Below are 21,350 nucleotides of genomic sequence, written 5' to 3' on the forward strand. Positions count from 1 at the left end.
TTTTGCATTACATAAAACAGGTATTCGCACCAATCTTTTTACGCTCACTTATAATTACAACTCACACCTCTACTCCGTTCGCAAACTCTTTACCGGGTTGGCAATAGCTGCTTTTACAGTATGGAACGTAACCGTCAATAAAGTAATGAGTAATACTACTAATGCCGACATCAAAAACGGTGTAACAGAAAGCCCGGTGTTGTATGTAAATATTTGCAGCCATTTATACATAAACCAATAGGCAACAGGAAAAGCCACCAAACAGGATATACCTACCAGCACTACAAAATTGGTGGTAATTAATGGTACAATTTGCCCCACACCTGCTCCCATTATTTTGCGGATGCTGATTTCTTTTTGCCGCTGTTGCGTAGTGAAAGCAACCAAGCCCAATAAACCCAAACAAGTGATTAAAATAGTAAGGATAGAGAAGGTGACGAAAATCTTTCCGCGTTTTTGGTCGGCGGCATATTGCGAGTCGAAATCCTGGTCGAGAAAAGTGTATTGAAAAGGCAGTTCAGGGAAAGTGCTTTTCCATGTTTTTTCAATACTGGCAATGGTTCCCGCAATATTTTTTCCATCCAGCTTAAGTTGTATGTTGTTGCTGTTGGGACGATAATACAGTATCAATGGGGTAATGGGATTGTATAACGATTTTTGATTGAAATCTTTTATCACACCCACTACTTCAAAATAATTACCCGAAGTATCACCGGGAAATGTTACGCGCTTGCCCAACGGTTCATCCCAGCCAAACTCCTTTGCCATACTTTCATTTACAATAATGCTATGCAGCGTATCGGGCAAACCGGAAAAATTTCTACCTCGCTTTATCTGAATACCCAATGTTTTAAAATAATCTTCATCTACGCCATACACATCCACACCTTTATCTTCATGCCCCTTGTTGGTTTGTATGGTAAATAGTTGAAAATTGATTCCTTTTCCCGGCGTTGCTTCTGCTGTACTTGCGGTGAGAACACCCGGCTTGTTTTTCATTTCATTTTTGAAAGCAACAATACTGCTGCGAATGTCTTTGTTGGTATTGGCAGTAAGCGATAATACATGCTCTCTGTTGAAACCTAAGTCCTTGCTTCTTAAATACTGTAACTGCCCATATACTACCCACGTGCAAATGAGCATAATCATGGAAATAGTAAACTGGACAACTACCAGCGTACGGCGCAACACTACATTGCTGGAGCCCTTGGATAAATTGCCTTTGAGCACGTGCACCGGATTGAACTTAGATAAATAAAAAGCAGGATAACTGCCGCCAAGCAAGCCTACCAGCAAAACAATGAGGAGTAAAATAAGCAGCGTGCCAGGCTGAAATAAAGTAGAAAAAGTAATAAACTTACCCGCCACTGCATTGAAGGTAGAAAGAAACAAAGCAATAAAACCAATGCTTAATAGTAAAGCAAACAATGCCGTTAAGATAGATTCAACAAGAAACTGTGCAACCAGTTGCGACTTGGAAGAACCAGTCACTTTACGAATGCCAATTTCTTTTGCCCGCCGCGCACTGCGTGCTGTAGTGAGGTTCATGTAATTGATACAGGCAATAATAATCATGAATAAGGCTACCGCCGAAAAGATGTAGATGTATGACATGCTGCCCAACTCTTCCGGCTCGCCCTGCAAATCGGAATGTAAGTGAATGGCAGTAATAGGCTGTACACCATAATGTATTTTGATATTGTACTGCGCAAAAATAGGAGCCATGTATTTGTCGTACATTGGCAATAGTTTCTTCTCAAACTGAGCAGCATTCACATTGGGCTTCAGCAATACATAATTAAAAAAACCAAAACCGCCCCAGTTGTTGGCAAAGTCTTTTGGCAGCGTAGTAATAGAAATAAGTGCATTGAAAGTGAGGTGCGAATTTTTAGGAACATCTTTTATTACACCTGTTATTTTAAATACATCGCCGTTGCCATTTTGTAATGATTTACCGACAGCACTTTTATTTTTTCCAAAATATTTTTCTGCTAAAGATTGTGTCAGCACCATCGAGTTTGGCGCTACCAAAGCAGTTTTAGGATCGCCTTCTATAAACGGATAGGTAAATACTCTAAAGATGCTGCTATCGGTATAAAATATCTTTTCTTCATAAAACCGCAGGTCACCATTTTTATACATGGTTTTGTTGACATTTACAAAACGTACGGCTTCTTCTACTTCGGGGTACTCATTTTTAAGTGTTGGCCCCAATGGAAACTGCGTAAACGCCCATTTCATTTCATCTTTATCCGGCTCTTTTGCATACCCATTAATGCGATAAATTCTATCTGCTTTTTCGTGGTACCGGTCATAGCTCAGTTCATCTTTAATATAAAAAATAAGAAATAAACTAAAGGTAATACCAATGGTAAGTCCCAATATATTAAGCAGGCTGTACCATATATCTCTTTTAAAATTACGCAATGCAACACGCAGGAGATTTTTAAGCATAATAGAATTGTTGAAAAAGTTTAGAAGTAAGATTTCCAGACGTTTAATTTACCCGGATTGATCTGCTATAAAATTGACGAAGTTTTTCGTATATCCTCAACCGCTTATCATTTTTATTAACTGTTCATAAAGTCTGCCTGCTTTAAATGCAGCCCAGTCTTTGTAAGATTCAATCTATATCAACATAATAAGAACAAGGCTTTTATCCTCATAGTTTTAAAAACCGCGCGTTCCTTATTCTAAACTATGATAAAATGGAAGTGCATTGTTGATAAAGAATTAAACGGGACATAACATTATAATTACAACTATGATTTCCTGCTGTAATGCAGTCGCCAGTTGCTTTTCCATGTAATACCACCATCGATAGATGATTCCCAATCCCAGTCGAAGGCATCTTTGGTAATATTGTAATATACCATTCTGTTTATCATTTTACCCGTTGAACTTATGTTTGTTGGTACTGTTCTTTCAGCAGTGATCAAAATCATCGAATCGCCCTGCATGCCTCCGGTAAGTGCAATGTAACCACCCTGGTTATCAACCCATGTTTGTTGCCAATGTTTGTAATTGGCATTGTACACGCTCCAGCTTTTACCCATATAATTTTTAGGTGGGTCATTAAAGTTTTCCTGTACCGTACAATCATTCATAAGTTTTTCAACATGATTGGTGGCATGCGCCGTATCGCTGTATGTAATGTTCCAGTCTCCAATCCAAAAATCAAACTGGTGCGCTTCAGGCGAAGAGCAAGGCGGCTGATTATTACTTTGAGCTATTACCTGAAAGCTCATTATTATACAGGAGATCAGAAGGATTGTTTTCATGATGTCTTATTTAAACTGATGAATAGTATTCACTTGTAAACATCACTCCGTTCTTAAACTCTTTACCGGGTTGGCAAACGCTGCTTTGATAGCACGATGCGCAACGGTTATCCAGGCTATAATAATAGAACAAACAATGGCTATCAAAAATATGGTCGGACTCATTGAAATTCTATACGTATAGTTTTGCAGCCACTCATGCATGATGTAATAAGCGATGGGTGCAGAAATAACAAATGCCACAATAATCAACAAAGTAAACTCTTTGGATAACAGATAAATAATACTACGGGCCGTGGCGCCAAGCACTTTACGGATGCCCACTTCTTTTGTACGCTGTACTGCCATAAAAGACACTAATCCATACAACCCAAGGCACGAAATGAAAATGGCAATGCCGGCAAAAATTTTATACAGTTTTGCAAGCTGGTCTTCCTGCTTGTAAAAATTCGCGATTGTTTCATTCAGAAAATGATATTCATACACATAATCGGGATAAGTGTTGTTCCATAAATTTTCAATAAAAGGCAATACTGTTTTTTCGGCACCCGGTTTTATTTTTATATTAATCGTTTGATATACATCTTTCCAGGTGCTTAGCACTACCGGCGCCATTGGCTCGCGCAAAGAATAAGAATTAAAATCGCGGGCAACACCCACAATATTGGCAACTACACGACCATCCCAAAAGTTAATTTCTTTGCCAAGCGCATCCTGCGGATCGCGGATGCCTAACTTTTTAAGTAATGTTTCATTCACCACAAATTCTCTTACTGTATCGCCGGCGCTGTATATACGGCCAGCCACCAACTGCAGGTTGTAGGTTTTGAAATATTCAGGATCGGCCCATTTAAGATTAGCACTAAAATTGGTAGTTTTTGCAGCATGATTAAATTTAAAATCACTGCTCCAGTTATCATCCGAAGACGGACTACCAAAGCTAAAGCTGACATTTTCAATACCCGGATTGGAGCGTAACTGGTTGCGCAGGTATTCAATTTTTGTATGATTAATACTATCACCCGGAACGGGCACATTAATAATGGCAGCTTTGCTAAACCCAAGTGATGCATTCTTGAAAAAATTCATCTGGCTCACCACAATCAGCATCCCGATGATGAGTATATGCGCAATGGCAAATTGTAAAACCACCAATGCCCTTCTTAAAGAAATACCACCTGCCATCTTTGAAGTAATCCTGCTTTTTAAAGCAGTAATAGGATTAAAACGGGATAAGATAAGGGCTGGATAAAGACCGGATAAAAGGGTTACTGCAATGGCTGTAAGTACTAAGAATAACAACAAAGCCGGATTAGTAAAAAAGCTCATGGTTATTTGCACTTCCAATAGCTTATTTAAGAAAGGTAGTGCAAGCGTAGCAATTACAACAGCTATGAGGATGGAAATGATTACTATCAATGCAGTCTCGGCTAAGAATTGTACTGCAAGCTGGTTTCGCCTGCTGCCGAGTACTTTACGTACACCTACCTCTTTAGAGCGGTTTACTGCCTGAGCCGTAGCAAGATTAATAAAGTTTACACAGGCAATAATGATCAGGAATAAGCCTATCAGCGATAATGCGTTTATCAGCGAATGGCTGAATGTGTGGTCTCTATAGTTACCAAAACGATCATCAAAATGTATTTCTGTAAATGGCTGTGCTATATACGTATCATGTGCATATTCGGCAGGTTTATGTTTTTTGGCAAAAGATTGAAGTTGTGCATTAAAGCTATTTATAGAAAGCTGCGGCGGCAATACAACAAACGTATAAGCGCCACCAAATGTGCTTACCCAATCGTCCATATTATTTTTGATGTAGGTGTGCTGTAAAGCAGCATAAGGCACTACTATATTCAATGGAAAATCGCTGTTTGCCGGAATGTTTTTTAAGATGCCGGTAACGGTATAGAGGTCTTTATTTTCATATTTAATTGTTTTTCCAAGTGCATTCTTCCAGTTGCCAAAAAACTTTTCCGCTGTTGCCTGTGTTAATACTGCATTGTTCGGATCTTTTAAAGCTGTTTTTGCATTACCCGCGAGAAAAGGAAAGTCCAGTATGCTAAAGAGTTCGGGCTCTGCATAATAAAAATTGTCTTCGTTTAATTTCTTCAACTGTGCGTCTCCGTTTTGAACGGTTATCTGTCCGCCGTTTTTATAAATAGAAGCCACTTGTTTTATCTGCGGGAAATCTAACCGTATGCCATTACCAACAGGAAAAGCAATGCCGTCGGAATAGTGTACTCCATCCTGATCGTGAAACGCTGTACCAACGCGGTAAATACTGCTTTTCTTTTTATGAAAGTCATCAAAGCTGTTCTCAAACTGCACCACGAGAAATATAAGCAAACAGGCAGCAATACCAACAGCTAATCCTAAAGTATTAATCAAGGCGTAGCTCTTATTACGCACGAGATTACGATAAGCAGTTTTGAAATAATTCTTTATCATAAAAAGCCCTCCTGAGTCCTCCCTAAAGCCTGCCTGTCAGCAGACAGGGGAGGGCTTCTTAGTATGATTATAGTTTAATGTCACCCATATTTTCAAACTCCTTAAAGCCTCCCCTTCGGGGGTGGCGGGGCTTTTTACTCACTTCTTAAGCTCTTCACCGGGTTAGCCATTGCTGCTTTCACAGCCTGCAAACCAATTGTAACAAATGCAATAGCTGCGGCTGTTAATCCAGCCAGCACAAACACCCACCATTGCACATGTATCCGGTATGCAAACTCCTGCAACCATTTGTGCATAGCCAGCCATGCAATAGGAAACGCGAGTATAGCAGCAATACCCACCAGTTTTAAAAAGCTTTTAGAAAGCAGGATAACAATACTGCTAACACTTGCGCCTAATACTTTTCGGATACCAATTTCTTTTATGCGCTGTGCGGCTTCATAGGTAGTTAAGCCAAACAAACCAAGACAGGCAATCAGAATGGTGAGCATAGAAACAATCATAAAAATCGTTTCTCTTATATGATCTTCCCGGTAAAACAAATCCCATTGCTTATCGAGAAAATGATATTCAAACAAATGATTTTGATCTACAGTATGCAGCATATCATTCATGGCTGCCAGTGTTTTGCTTACATCTTTAGTGTTTACTCTTGCGGTGAAATAATCTATTGCCTGCACCGGATTATTTTGATAGCCGAGTATCATAGGTGCCAGAGGCTCGCGTAAAGACTGAAAATTGAAGTCTTTTACAATGCCAATCACTCTTGCCGTAAACGGTTCATCTCCCGGCATTTCTATCAATTGTTCTTTAGGTTCTGTAATTCCGAGTTCTTTAGCAGCCGTTTCGTTTATAATTACCGTAGAAGAATCGGCAATACTGCCCCGCAAAAAATTTCTCCCTTTTGCCAGCGAAATTTGGTAGGTTTTTAAAAACTGATCATCTACACCGAGAAAATACATATCTTCCCCTTCAACACTTTGTATCTTTTCATTCTTTACTTTGATTTTCGGAATTACTTTCCATTCCCCGGGCACTCTTGAACTAACCGTTACCTCTTTTACCTGTGCTAACTTTGAAAACTCGTTTTTAATAGTTGCTGCCTTATTCCGCACCTTTCCGCTATTGATGTCCACCACTAATAACTGCTCTTTATTAAAGCCCATATCTTTTGTATTCACATATTGTATCTGCAGATAAACGATAGTAGTGGCTATTATCATGATAATGGACAAGGCAAACTGGAATACAACCAGGGATTTGCGTAACGAAAGGTTCCCTTTACCAATATTGATTTTACTTTTAAGCAACTGCAATGGCTTTAAACGTGCCTGAAACAATGCCGGATAGCTACCCGATAATAATGCAACCACAACTACCGCAGCAACAATGCCGAGCCAAATACGATAGTCTGTATGAAAGCCGAGCGTTAATTGTTTTTCAGTAAATGTATTAAAAAAAGGAAGCAATATTTCAACCAGCAACAATGCTAAAACAAGTGCAATTGCTGTTAATAAAAAAGCTTCTGTAAGAAATTGTTTTACCAGCATTTGCTTTGAGGCACCTGCCACTTTGCGCACGGCAATTTCTTTTGCTCTTTTTGCAAAGCCGGCAGTAGTTAAATTCATATAGTTGATGCAGGCAATAAGCAAAATGAACAAAGCAATAACACTGAAGACATACATATATGTAATGTTTCCTTTGTTAGCGCTGCCTTCTATATCATTCGAATAAAAATGAACCGCTTTTAATGGTTGTAAAATATAGCTGCTTTTATCGCTTGATTCCGCATTTGCATTAGCCGAAACAAGTGCATTTATTTTTGCTGCAACTTTTTTTGCATCTGCCTTATCGCTTAATAATAAATAAGTGGAGAATTCCCCGGAGGTCCAATCCGAATTGATAAAGTTTTTGAAACTTTCCCCATCAATACTTGATTCAGAAAACAACAGGTTGAATGCAATGTGCGAATTGGCAGGAAAATTTTTAAGTACGCCGGTTATTTTATAAGGCAAACTATCTCTGTCTATCTTCACCACTTTGCCTACAACATCTGTAGTGTTGAACAACTTCTGCGCTGTTTCTTCGGTAACAATTACAGCGTGCGGTTGTGTTAATGCCGTATGGCGATCACCTTGCAATAATTTAAAATCAAATACAGTAAGGAAACCCGGGTTAGCAACAGTAAAATCCTCATAAAACACATTGGTGTTCTCAGCATTACTCACATTCAATCTGCCAAAAGTGATAAAGCGTGCCGCATCTTTTATTTCCGGGAGATCAGCTACTGCTTTTTGTGAAATCTGATAACCGGCGCCTGCCGACTTTGTTTCTTTTCCTTCCGGCGTTGTTTCATCTGCTACAACACGATAAATGTTGTTTGTATTTTTATGAAACGCATCAAAAGTAAATTCATCAAAAACATACAAAGCAATCAACAGAAAGCTCGTAAACCCAATAGTTAAACCAAATACATTGATAAAAGAAAAAATGGCACTCTTTGTTAAACTCCGCCAGGCAGTTTTGAGATAATTTTTAAACATAGAGAAGCCCTCCTACATCCTCCCTGAATCCTGCTTGTCAGCAGACAGGGGAGGTTTTTTTGTTTGATTATTATTTAAGTCGACCATATTTGTATATGTCTCAAAGCCTCCCCTTTAGGGGAGCCTGCCTGTCGGCAGACAGGGTTTGATGGGGCTTTACTCACTTCTCAAACTCTTCACCGGGTTGGATAATGCAGCTTTAATAGATTGAATACTTATTGTGAACAAAGCAATCAAAATGGCAATACAAGCTGCCATAATAAATATCCACCATGCAATATTGGTGCGGTAAGCAAAATCCTGCAACCAGTTGTGCATCGCATACCATGCAACAGGAAACGCAATAACAGCAGCCACCGCAACGAGCAACAAAAACTCTTTGGATATTAAACTTACAATGCTGCTTACACTGGCACCCAATACTTTGCGGATGCCAATTTCTTTTACCCGCTGGGTAATGGTAAATGCCGACAAGCCAAACAAACCAAGGCAGGCAATGAAAATAGCGATACCGGCAAAGATGCTAAAGACCATTTGCTGCTGGTGTTCGGCTTTGTATAAAGTGTCAAAACGATCATCTAAGAACGTGTAATCAAAAGGTGTATCTGGTAAATAAGTTTTCCAGGTTTGTTCGATGTGTGCTATGGCAGATGGTATATTGCCGGATACTTTAATAGAGATTCGGTTATATCCATTGGGCACCGTAGAAGTAAGCAACACCAACGGTATAATTTGCTGATGCAGCGATTCAAAATTAAAGTCGTTAATTACACCAATAATTTGTCCTTTTCTGTTGCCATACATGAATGGTTTACCTATAGCATCTTCGTTAGAACGCAAACCCAGCGCACGCACCGCTGCTTCGTTGATAATAAACGAAGCGGTATCCATCCCATCGGTTTTGGAGAAATTGCTGCCGGCTACTACCCTTACTTTGTAAGCCGGTATAAAGTTTTCATCAGCCTGTACATACTTGATATCGGCTTTGGTAGGTGCCAGCGAATTGCCATTGCTGATTTGCGAACCCTGGCTATCCAATAACCTTCCCGAAGGAATGCGGCTTGATCTTGCTACACTTACTACATTAGGATTGGCGAGTAAAGCCGCTTTGAAAGACTGAAAAGAATTATTTAACCCTGCATTATCATTTAAGGTAACAAGCTGGTCTTTGCTAAAGCCCAGCGACTTATTTTGCATATACTGCAATTGCCTGATAACAACCGCCGTACTGATGATTAAAATAATAGAAATAGCAAATTGTGTAACCACCAATACTTTCCGGAATGACAAGTTTCCTTTGCCCACTTTTAGTACACCTTTAAGCACTTTTGCCGGCTGAAAAGAAGAAAGAAAAACGGCCGGGTAGATGCCTGATAAAATACCTACAACAAATGGCACTGCAAGCAGCGGCAGTATAATAGAAGGAACAAATAAACTTTGAATAGTAAGTGACTGTCCGGAGATATTATTTAATGTTGGAAGTGCCAGCCAGGTAAGAAAGAAAGAAAACAAAGTAGCAATGGCACAAACGAGTACAGACTCACTCAAAAACTGAGCAACCAACTCTCCTTTGCCGGCACCTATTACTTTGCGCACACCAATTTCTTTGGCACGTAAAGCCGAGCGTGCGGTAGAAAGATTCATGTAATTGATACAGGCAATTAACAAAATAAACAAGGCGATAGCTGAAAAAATATATACCCGTTTTATGTCGCCGTTTTCTTCTATTTCAGAATCCTTATGTGAATATAAATGAATATCGGTCAGCTTTCTTAATGATAAAGAAGTCCATGCAGATGGTTGAAATTTATCTCCTTCGTGCGGTACATGCCGGTTTAAGAAAGCCGGAAATTGAGCTTCCAACTTTTGTGCATCATAATTTGGCGGCAACAGGAGATAATCGTAAAATGAATTGTTACCCCAATTGGTTCGCAGGTTTGCTTCGCCATAAATAGCGGAGTCTTTTAAGGTAGCAAACGACAGCATTATATCCGGATGCAGATGTGCATTGGCAGGCAAAGCTTTGTAAATGCCGGTAACCTTGCAGGTAATCTGCTGATCCAGCTTTACCATCTTGTCTATCGGGTCTTCATTTCCAAAGTACTTCTTTGCCATCTCCTCAGTAAGCATTACCGAATAAGGCTCGCTTAAAGCAGCATTTGGATTGCCTTTTGTTACCCTTACATCAAAAATTTTGAAGAAGTTTTCATCAATAAAATAAACATTCGGCTCGTTGAATATTTTATCCTTATACCTAAATGCTGTGGTGCCGGTTGGCAATACGCTGGTAATGGCTTTAATGTCTTTAAAATCGTTTTGCAATAATGGCCCGATGGGCGGCGCCACTGCGCCCAACTCTAATGAGAGTGCACCGGTTTCGGCGTTCTTAAAGGTGCGTTCTACGCGGTAAATGTTCTCTGCATTTTTGTTGTATTGATCGTAACTCAGCTCGTTTACAATATACAGGCTTATCAGCAGGCAGCAGGTAATGCCAACGGTAAGTCCAAACAGGTTGATAAACGATATAAACTTATACCGGCGCATGTTGCGAATGGCAATGAGCAGATAATTTTTTATCATGTTATGTGAGTTGTAAGTTTGTGAATGGCCAATTGTGAATGGTAAATAGTTGTTTTACATCGCTACTTTAATATTCAGTTTACAATTAACAGGATTCAGTTTTCAATGGATGTGCCAATGCTCAAAAGCTTACTGGCAAAGGCTTTCAGCCAATTACAATAAAAAAGGTGTTCGATAATGAACACCTGTTGTACGGTTGTGAAGCCCACCTAAATCCTACTTCAGCGGAAGCTTTTTTGATTATTATATAACATCGTTTCTATTTCTAAGCCTCTCAAGGTTTCCCTTTCAGGGTATTCAGGGGTCTTACTCTGTTCGCAGGCTCTTCACCGGATTATCAACAGCAGCTTTCAGCACCTGGAAGCCAATGGTGAGTAATGCAATAAAGAGCGATAGCAAACCTGCCGTAAGAAATATCCACCAGCTTATGTTGATGCGATACGCATAATCCTGCAGCCAGTTATTCATTACATACCAGCCTATAGGTACAGCCAGTAATAAAGAGATTAAAACAAGCTTCAGAAAATCCTGCGAGAGCAACACCATAATGCTTTGCACCGATGCACCTAATACTTTCCGGATACCAATTTCTTTGGTGCGTTGCAATACATTATAAGCCGATAAGCCAAGCAACCCAAAGCAGGCAATCAGTATAGCCAGAAAGGCAAACGAGCCAAACACTTTTCCAAACAGCATATCGGCTTTGTATTGCTGACCAAAAGATTCGTCTAAAAAGAAATAATTAAACGGGTCTTTTGGAAAGTATTCATTCCACAATTTTCTAAGTGTTGCAATGGTTTGCTGTGAATTGGCACCGTTCCATTTTATGGAGTAAAAAGTGGATATATTTGGTGTTAGTCTCAGCACCATCGGGTCTATATTTTTTTGCAAACCCAACTGATGAAAATTTTTGGTAACACCGATTATTGTTAGGGTATCGTCCCCGCCAACAATCACTTTTTGGTTAACTGCATCGGCAGCACTTTTAAATCCTAATAATTTAACGGCATTCTCATTAAAGATTACTGTCTTTTTATCTGTACCAAATTGGTTTGAAAAGTTTCTGCCGCTTGCCAGTTCCATTTTATAGGATGGAATAAAATCGTAATCGATACCAAGATTATATAGCGTAACGGCAGTTGATTGCGCGTCACCATCTCTTTTCCAGCTGTTGGTCCAGTAAACTTCATCGCCCATTACACTGCTGGAGGCAGCAATGCTTTTTATACCGGGCTGCTGCAATACCGCCGTTTTAAAAGGCTGATAAACATTCTGGTACAAAGAATCAGCAATGGTTTGTGTGCCTTTTAATACCAATGTTTGGTTAATATCTGCACCAATACTTTGGTTGGTCATATAGTTGATTTGCCGGTACACAATGATGGTTCCGGCAATCAATACCACAGAAGTTACAAACTGCACTACAATCAAACTTTTACGCAGTAATAACCCACCCGTTGTATTTTTAAAAGCACCTTTTAATACCGAAATGGGCTTAAAATGTGACAGTACAAAAGCAGGATATAAACCAGATAGAAATGTTCCGCCGAAGAATAGAATGAAAAACAACAGCCAGTAATTGCTGGTAAGCATAATGCCGGTATAAGTAGCCCTTCCGGTAAATGTATCAAAAGGGTGAAGCAGTATAAAAAAGAGGATGAGAGAAATGCCTAAGGAGATAACATTCAGCAAAAAACTTTCGGTTAAGAACTGCCTGATTAAGGTGCTGCGCAGAGCGCCTAACACTTTACGCACCCCTACTTCCTTTGCCCGTTCCACCGATCTTGCCGTAGCCAGATTGATATAGTTGATCCATGCGATGCAGATAATAAAAATGGCGATCAGAAAAAGAAACGACACTGCTTGCCCGTTGCCATTTACTTCTGCTTCCTGGTTGTAATTGGAATACAAATGAATATCACTCAATGGAATCAAATGCAGCTCCACACGCCGGTTGTTATCTTTATTCCATCCCTGGCTGTTGATGTATTTATCTGTAAAAGCAGGTAATTTGGCTTCTAAGCTTTTGTAATCTATACCTGGCTTTAATTGCAGGTACACGTAGAAATCGTACCAGCCCCACGCGGTTTCACTTGCATTGGAACTATCACCCATTATACGCAGCTCTTGGCCCAGCGTTGCATACGAAACCAGATAATTCATGATTAAATGGGAGTTAGCAGGAAAGTCTTTGTAAATGCCTGTTACCTCAAATGGCTGCACATGCGAGCCATTGCGGTTGATTAACGTCTTACCAAGCGCCTCTCCATTACCAAAATATTTCTTTGCTGTTGATTCTGAAAGAATAATTTTATCAGGTCCGTTCAAAGCAGTGTTTGGATTACCTCTTATAAAATGCAATCCAAACATATCTATTGTTGCAGGGTCGGCATAATAACCTTTGTTTTCCGAAAACTTTTTGTCCTGCGCTTCGTTGGAAAGTAGTAACTCATCATCAATTAGCCTGCAAAATTGATCTACTTCCGGAAAGTCCCTTTTCATAGTAGGTGCAATAGCAGGATATGAAGTTGCCGACTTATACGCCAATACGCCTTTCTGATAGCTATCCAATCTTACCCGCACTACTTGCTTTGCATCAGGTTCAAACTGATCATAGCTTTTTTCATAAGAGACGTAATGAAAAATGAGCAGGCAGCAACTCATGCCTATAGCAAGCCCGGCTATATTTAGGAAAGAATAGCCTTTCCTTTTAAAGATATTACGGAATGCAATTCTTAAATAGTTCTTAAACATAGAAGATGTTTTATGCTGTATGCTTTACTTTTAATACCATCCTGCAAATCCACTAATCCCTAAATCCGGTTTAGCCTACTCTGTTCTCAAACTCTTCACCGGATTGCCTGTTGCTGCTTTTATTGTATTTAAACTCACCACAGCCAGTGTTAATGCAAACATGGCAAAGCCTACAATAACAAAAAGCCACAGGCTAATGCTGATGCGGTAATTATAGTTTTCAAGCCAGTTATTCATTAACCAATAAGTAAGCGGCACAGCAATTACAAAGGCTATTACCACAAGCTTTAAAAACTCTTTGGATATCAGCATTAGCAATTGCTGCACACTGGCACCCAGCACTTTGCGCACGCCAATTTCCCGGAAACGTTTTTCGATAGTGAATGATGCCAAACCAGCCAAACCGAGGCAACAAATAAAAATTGCCAAAGCAGAAAAAATATTGGTGAGCTTGCTGATTAACTCTTCCGTAATAAATTTCTTTTGAAATTCCTGGTCAACGAATTTGTATTCAAAAGGCACAGACGGATTATATTTTTTGAATACTTTTTCTAAAAAGGCGATTGCTTTTTGCGCAGGCACTCCACTTTTAATGCGCATGTTATTCGCATAGGAGTTATTTCCATCATACACCATCAGCATCGGGTAAGGAGGTTCAAATGGCGACGTCATAATTACATTATCAGTTACGCCAATTACCGTATAGGTTCTTCCATAACGCATCTGCATGCCAATCGGGTTTTTCAACTTCATTGCATCAACGGCAGCTTTATTTAACAGCATCGAAGACGAATCTGCTGGTGTTCCCGTAAAGTCGTGCCCCTGCAACATTTTTACGTTCATGGTTTTGGCAAAGCCAACATCAACAGATAAACCGCCCATGATGATTTGCGCATTTGCAGGCTTACCATCATAGTCCGGCGCACCGGTATTCCACCAAACTTCTGTTATGGGTGATGATGTTCTGGTAACATCGGTTATAATACCCGATGCAAGTAATTCATTTTTTAGCGCTGCAAAACTTTTATCCGTATCAGGTGTAGAAGGAACCATCACAAGACCATTAGGATTATAACCCATATCGCGGTCCTGTACATGTTTTATTTGCTGGTAAACGATGATGGTGGCAGATATCAATAAAATAGAAATAATAAATTGCGCAGTGACGAGTATATGCCTTGGCAATACTGTTTTTTTACCGGCAATAATGGTTCCTTTCAAAACCTTTACCGGGTTGAATGAAGAAAGATATAATGCTGGATAACTTCCTGCAACAAAGGCTGTAAACGAAATAATAACTACCGCCATTACCCAGAATAAAGGCTGTGTTATGCTTAATGAAAGTTGCTTATCAACCATTAAGTTAAACGATGGTAACAATAAAGCAACTACGGCAATTGCAAGAACAAATGCAATGAGCGTTAAGATAAAAGACTCGCAGAAAAATTGTGCTATTAATTGATTTTTGTTAGAGCCCAGCGTTTTTCTAATACCCACTTCTTTTGCACGTTTTTCGCTTCTGGCGGTTGAAAGATTCATGAAGTTGATGCAGGCTATCAGCAGTATGATAATTGCAATAATGGAAAATAAACGGACATACTCAATCATGCCACCCGTGTTCTTTCCGTTTTCAAAATCGCTGTACAAATGCCAGTGACTCATCGGGAAAACAAAATAACTGCTGATTTCATCATTGCCATGCGACCTTTTTATTTTGGTGATCGTCTTATTCAATAAAGCTGTGTCCGCATTTGGCACTGTTTGCAAAAACACATTCCACGAAGAATTAATCCATTCATTCATGGCACTTTTTGTACCCGGATCATCGTAGTTAAAAGGTGTTATCCAGTCAAACTGAAAAGTAGAGTTACCAGGTGCATGCTTAACAATCGCAGTAACTTTTACACTCTTGTCGTTATTAATAGTAAGCACTTTATTAATAGGATCCTCATTTCCAAAAAAAGCTTTTGCCGCATCTTCTGTAAGTACAATAGAGTTAGGATATTTCAGTGCGGTGGCTGCATTGCCTTTTATAAACTGCCATGAGAAAACATTAAAGAAATGATCACTTACCACGTAGCCATCTTTCTTTATTTTATTGTTGTTATAAGTGAGCAAATTTTGTTGCCGGTAGGTGGTAACAACCGCATCTTTTATCTGTGGTGAGCTGTTTTGGAGTGCACTGGCAAAAGGCATCGCCATGCTCCTGTCGGTAAAAATCTGGTTATTAAAATCGCGGTTAGCAATAACCTGGTAAATGTTATCATAGTTCTTTTGAAACTTGTCATAAGTAAGTTCATCATACACCCATAGTAAAATAAAAATGGTGCATGCAATGCCGGTAGTTAATCCAAGAATGTTGGTGATAGAAAATCCTTTGTTTCTGAAAAGGTTCCGCCACGCTGTTTTAAAATAATTCTTAAACATAAGTTCTTTGTTTTTGCTAATAGCTTTCAGTAATTAGCTGTTAGCTGATATTTATTCACTTCTCAAACTCTTCACCGGGTTGGCAATGGCTGCTTTAATAGATTGAAAACTTACCGTTACCAAAGCAATCAACACGGCAACCAAACCAGCTATAGCAAACATCCACCAGCTAATATCAATGCGGTAAGCAAATGATTGTAACCACTTGCTCATAGCCCACCAGGCAACCGGTGTTGCAATCACAATGGCAATAGCAACCAATTTTAAGAAGTCGCTGGATAACAGCGTAGTCAAATTGAATATGCTTGCACCTAATACTTTACGTACTCCAATTTCCTTCCGGCGTTGTTCGGCACTAAAGGCAGCCAAACCAAACAAGCCCAAACAGGAAATAATTATTGCCATTAACGTAAAAGAGTTAATAATGCGTGATAAAGTAATTTCTGTTTCATATTGCTTTTGCACTTCATCATCCAGGAAAGTATATTCAAAAGGCACAGCCGGGAAATCTTTTTGCCATATTGCCTTTATTTTTTGTAGTAAAGCCTGGTAATTTTTGCTATCGGTGGCTACTATTAAATGTGAAAACATGCTTTCATTCTGGCTGTAGGCCAACATGAATGGTCTTATTTCGTCGTGCAATGAATTATAATTAAAGTCTTTCATTACACCGGCTATCTCAGAATAAAATTCCGGGTCGGGATCAAATTTTGAGTAAAGTCGGGTACCAATTGCTTTTTCGGGTGTTAAGCCAAGCCTTTTAAGCAAAGTTTCATTTACCAAAACTTTACCCGAATCGTACAAATGAAAATCTCTGCCACTGATTATTTTAATGCCGTTTGCTTTCGCAAAATATTCATCAGTAATCATGAACTGCACATTGGTACCATTTGCCATATTGCCCCCTGCGAGGTACACACCCATATCGTTAATTACAAACTGGCTGAGATAATTGTTGGCTTTGCTTACATTCTTTACTTCTGCCAAACCACGCAGATCATCAGCAAAAGATTGCATTTTGCTTTTAGTATCCTGAGTATAAAAGCTAAATACCAGCTTTTGGTTTTTATCGAAACCCAAATCTTTGTTCTCCGTATAGCGGAGCTGACTATAAATGACTATAATGCCAGCAATGAGTATGATAGACAACACAAACTGAAACACTACCAGCGAACGACGGATACCGGCTGCCGATATCTGGTTAGTAAAGTTTCCTTTAATAACTTTAATTGCCTGAAATGCAGAAAGATAAAATGCAGGATAACTACCGGCAATTAAACCGGTTATAACAACAATGCCCGCAAGTAAAAACCATAACCTGTAATTGGCGAGAAATGAATATTGTATATCTGCGCCGGTAATGCGATTTAAGAAAGGCAAAGCCAATAACAGTAAAGGCAAAGCAATCAATACACCAACCAGCGATAGTAAAAAAGACTCGCTCAGGAATTGTTTAATCAAATCTTTGCGCTCTGCGCCAATTACTTTTCTTACACCTACTTCTTTCGCTCTTTTGGATGCACGTGCCGTAGATAAATTCATGAAATTTATACAGGCAATCACTTGTATCAAAACAGCAATAAGCAACAAAATATACAGTAAAGAAGGACTTACAGTTTTAGTCATTTCCGCTTCATAACCGGTAGTGGTATGTATGGAACTTACAGGCTGCAAATGCAACTGCTTATCAAAACCGAAAGTTTTCAATTGTTGCGCGCCATGACTCTGCAAAAACTGAGGTAGTTTAGCTTCTAAAGCAGCAACATTCGTATTAGGTTGAAGCTTTACATACGCATTGGTAAAATTATTGCCGGCCCAGGCATCGTTCTGCCTTACATATTCTCCCATACCGCCACTGTTCATTGCAATGAACATATTTGCTTTGATGTGCGATTTGCCAAAGCTTTCATCTACAACGCCGGTTACTTTAAAGTTGTTTTTACCATACGTATTATTAATTTCAATTACTTTTCCAACCGGGTCTTCATTGCCGAAGAGCTTATCTGCAACGGGTTTGAGCAATACCACGGAGTATGGCTCGTCCAATACTTTCAAGCTCTTACCATTAACAAAATGATAGGTAAATACATCAAAGAAAGTAGAGTCAACGAATACAGCATCCTGTTCGTAAAAAGACTTTTCCTTATAACTAAGTAAGTGTTGTTTTGCACCAATTGTCGTTACCAGGCGTGTAAATTGCTTTACTTCGGCAAAGTCGTTCTTCAAGGCAGGCGCGATAGGCGGCGAAGCCGTGGACATATTATGCTTCTCCCCTTTTGAAGCTAATGATGAAGTGATACGATAAATGTCCTGTACATTGTTGTGGTGCTTATCATAACTGTACTGATCTTCGATGTACAGCAAAATATAAATGCAGCAAAGGGTACCTACTGCCAAACCAAAAATGTTGATAAAACTGAAGGTTTTGTTTTTTAATAAAGAACGAATGCTCGTTTTCAAATAATTCTTAAACATTGCAAAAGTGTTTTATTATTAGGGTTTTTATTACTCCACTCCAAGTGAATCATATATGTGTTGCACCAAAGCTTTTTGCTCCTGTTTGGTCATACCGGTAATATCGAAGCTGTGTTTATAATCTATATCCTGCTTATCATTTTCCACATCTACAGTAAGCGTTAATGTATTCTTTTGTATTGATACTTTTTTGGTATAATGATTACCGTGGCAGGAAGATAAGAGCAATAGGACGACCGCTATCTGAAAGATATATTTCATAGTTGTTGTTTTTGATTGAATAGATAAATAATAATTTTGCGTTTCGTAAACTGTTACCCTGCTTACCCTTCCACATACCCTGCTGCCTGGAGTAGTTTGTATTTTCTCTGGCAGAGATTTTTTACTTGCCATAAAGAACTCCAAATCAAAGCCTCACTCCGTTCTTAAATTTTTTACCGGGTTGGCTATGGCTGCTTTGATAGCCTGAAAGCTGACTGTAAGTAAAGCAATCAACATAGCTACCATACCGGCTATTACAAACACCCACCAACTAATATTGATACGGTATGCATAATCCTGCAACCACGTGTTGATAGCGAACCATGCTATTGGCCATGCAATAAGATTGGCAATTAAAACAAGTTTGATAAACTGCCTGGAGAGTAATGCCACAATGCTTTGCACAGAAGCACCCATCACTTTGCGAATGCCTACTTCTTTTACTCTTTTTTCGGCTGCATAAGAAGCCAGCCCAAACAAACCAAGCGACGAAATGATAATGGCAAGCGCAGCTAATATGCCCACTATGTTACTTACCTGTGCATCCGCTTTATATACTTCTGCAAAATGATCATCCAAAAACTGGTATTCAAAAGGATGATCGGGGCAATTGCTGTTCCATACAGATTGAATATATGCCAATGCCTCTTTTGTTTTGCCCGGATTTACTTTGATTGACAAATTGCTAAAGCCCCAATCTTTTTGATTGAACAGGAACATGGTTTCAATCTTGTAGTGCAGTGAATTAAAGTTGAAGTCCTTAGCAATACCTACAATGGTTCCGGTAGAATCGAAACCAAAATGTTTACCTAATAGTGAAGACATGGGAGCTTTAGGATTATCTTTTAACAGCTCTCTGGCTAATGCCTGATTAATGATAAACTCTTTTCCGTTAGCCGAGGTTTCAGATGAGAAATTGCTGCCAAGAACAACGGGTATGTTGTATAATTTTAAATAATCCGGATCTACAATTAAACGGGTTGAACTCAACTGCCGCAAAGGTCCATCTCCTCTAAATTCAACACCCGACTGATCTAAATGACTACCCAGTACATCCTGCGCACCGGTAACGCCTGCAATCAGGGAGCTTTTTAATAAATCCTGCTTTAATACATCAAATTTTCTATAGGTTACCTCATCCAGCGAAACATTCAATACCTGGCTTCTGTTGAAACCCGGATCTTGTGTTCGCATATAGCTTAACTGCTTCACTACAAAAATGGTAGCCACCATTAAAAAAATAGCACTCGCAAATTGCCCTACTACCAAAATATTTCTGACCAGCCCTTTATTTTTACCCGTTTGTACCGAGCCTTTCAATACTTTAACGGGTTGAAAAGAAGAAAGATAAGCAGCAGGATACAAACCCGAGATAATGCCCACGATTATTATTCCTGCTAACAACAGGAATAGCACTCCGGGCTTGGAAAATAGGGGCAAACTCAATTGTCTTCCGCTGAGATTATTTACAAATGGCAAAGCCAGTTTAACCAATATAACGGCAAATACCAAGGCAATAAATGATAACAAAATGGTTTCGCTCAGAAACTGAAATGATAGCTGAAAACGCTGTGCACCTATGGATTTACGAATCCCTACTTCCTTTGCTCTTTCTGCAGAACGTGCGGTAGAGAGATTCATAAAATTGATACAGGCAATCAGGAGTACAATGAGTGCAATGGAGAAAAAAATATTGGTATAATGCTTATCAAATTTTTGATAGTTGACATAATCCAGCCCTATTTCCGATGCACCTGCGTGTACCTCTTTTAAAGGCAACAGAAATAATTCATAGCTTTTCCACTGTCCTTCCTTCATGTATTTTTTTAGGTAAGCAGGAAATTTCTTTTCTAATGCAGCCACGTTGGTGTTGGGTGCCAGTTCAAGATAGGTATTCAGCCAGTTGCCGCCCCAGTTATCAAACATCCACGGCTGGTAAATAGAACTGAAGCTGTACAATGCATCAAATTGCATCTGTGAGTTTTGCGGTACATCTTTTAAAACACCGGTCACCATAAAACTGGTAGTATCGCCGCCGTAGTGGGTAATGGTTTTTCCAACAGGATTTTCTTTACCAAACAACTTTTCAGCACTGGCTGCTGTTAGTACTACACTGTTTGGCTTTTGCAAAACGGTTTGTTTGTTGCCTTGCAATAATGGAAAATCGAAGAGTTGCAAAAAAGTAGAATCCACGAAAAAAGATTCAGCAAAGTATATCCGCTTATCGCCATAAGTCATTTCATATTTCCCTGTCCAGTGTACACGCGTAAAATTTTTTATCTCCGGGAATTCATTTTTTAAAGTAGGTGCCATCGGGAACATAGACAAGGCTACTTTCTGCGAAGACACCATGCCTTCAAACTTCTGTACTTCGTTGAGGCGATAAATGTTTTTGGTATGGAAATTATCAAAGCTTCTTTCATAAAATACAAACAGCAGTATTACAATACAGGCAGCAACACCAATGGACAATCCAATGATGTTGAGCATGGAAAACACTTTATGCTTCCATAAATTCCTCCATGCAGTTTTGAGATAGTTCTTGAACATATAAACAGTTTATAATGGATATTCTATT

Annotated in this window: 10 protein-coding genes; all 10 read right to left on the reverse strand. The window is 39.2% G+C overall.

The window, feature by feature from the left end; genetic code table 11:
* Positions 1 to 69 precede the first annotated feature (69 nt).
* Positions 70 to 2,454, reverse strand: a complete 2,385-nt coding sequence (locus FC093_RS11525; RefSeq protein WP_137261935.1) for an ABC transporter permease — start codon at positions 2,452 to 2,454, stop codon at positions 70 to 72.
* Positions 2,455 to 2,762: 308 nt separating this feature from the next.
* Positions 2,763 to 3,281, reverse strand: a complete 519-nt coding sequence (locus tag FC093_RS11530; RefSeq protein WP_137261936.1) for a hypothetical protein — start codon at positions 3,279 to 3,281, stop codon at positions 2,763 to 2,765.
* 42 nt (positions 3,282 to 3,323) lie between these two features.
* Entirely contained in the window at positions 3,324 to 5,732 is a 2,409-nt protein-coding gene (locus tag FC093_RS11535; protein ID WP_137261937.1) for an ABC transporter permease, read from the reverse strand.
* Between the two features lie 134 nt (positions 5,733 to 5,866).
* On the reverse strand, positions 5,867 to 8,275 hold the full coding sequence (locus tag FC093_RS11540; RefSeq protein WP_137261938.1) for an ABC transporter permease: 2,409 nt from the start codon (positions 8,273 to 8,275) through the stop codon (positions 5,867 to 5,869).
* A 156-nt stretch (positions 8,276 to 8,431) separates the two neighbouring features.
* Complete coding sequence (locus FC093_RS11545) at positions 8,432 to 10,855, reverse strand: ABC transporter permease (RefSeq protein WP_137261939.1); 2,424 nt, start codon at positions 10,853 to 10,855, stop codon at positions 8,432 to 8,434.
* A gap of 306 nt (positions 10,856 to 11,161) precedes the next feature.
* Entirely contained in the window at positions 11,162 to 13,609 is a 2,448-nt protein-coding gene (locus tag FC093_RS11550) for an ABC transporter permease (protein ID WP_137261940.1), read from the reverse strand.
* Positions 13,610 to 13,684: 75 nt separating this feature from the next.
* Positions 13,685 to 16,036: an ABC transporter permease gene (locus FC093_RS11555; RefSeq protein ID WP_137261941.1), complete on the reverse strand. Its 2,352-nt coding sequence runs from the start codon at positions 16,034 to 16,036 to the stop codon at positions 13,685 to 13,687.
* A gap of 51 nt (positions 16,037 to 16,087) precedes the next feature.
* Positions 16,088 to 18,511: an ABC transporter permease gene (locus FC093_RS11560; protein ID WP_137261942.1), complete on the reverse strand. Its 2,424-nt coding sequence runs from the start codon at positions 18,509 to 18,511 to the stop codon at positions 16,088 to 16,090.
* A 30-nt stretch (positions 18,512 to 18,541) separates the two neighbouring features.
* Entirely contained in the window at positions 18,542 to 18,772 is a 231-nt protein-coding gene (locus FC093_RS11565) for a hypothetical protein (protein WP_137261943.1), read from the reverse strand.
* A gap of 153 nt (positions 18,773 to 18,925) precedes the next feature.
* The gene (locus FC093_RS11570) at positions 18,926 to 21,322 is read right to left on the reverse strand and encodes an ABC transporter permease (RefSeq protein ID WP_137261944.1); all 2,397 of its coding nucleotides are present in this window, start codon (positions 21,320 to 21,322) and stop codon (positions 18,926 to 18,928) included.
* Between the last annotated feature and the right edge of the window lie 28 nt (positions 21,323 to 21,350).

This window comes from Ilyomonas limi (assembly GCF_005233845.1).
GTDB lineage: Bacteria > Bacteroidota > Bacteroidia > Chitinophagales > Chitinophagaceae > Ilyomonas > Ilyomonas limi.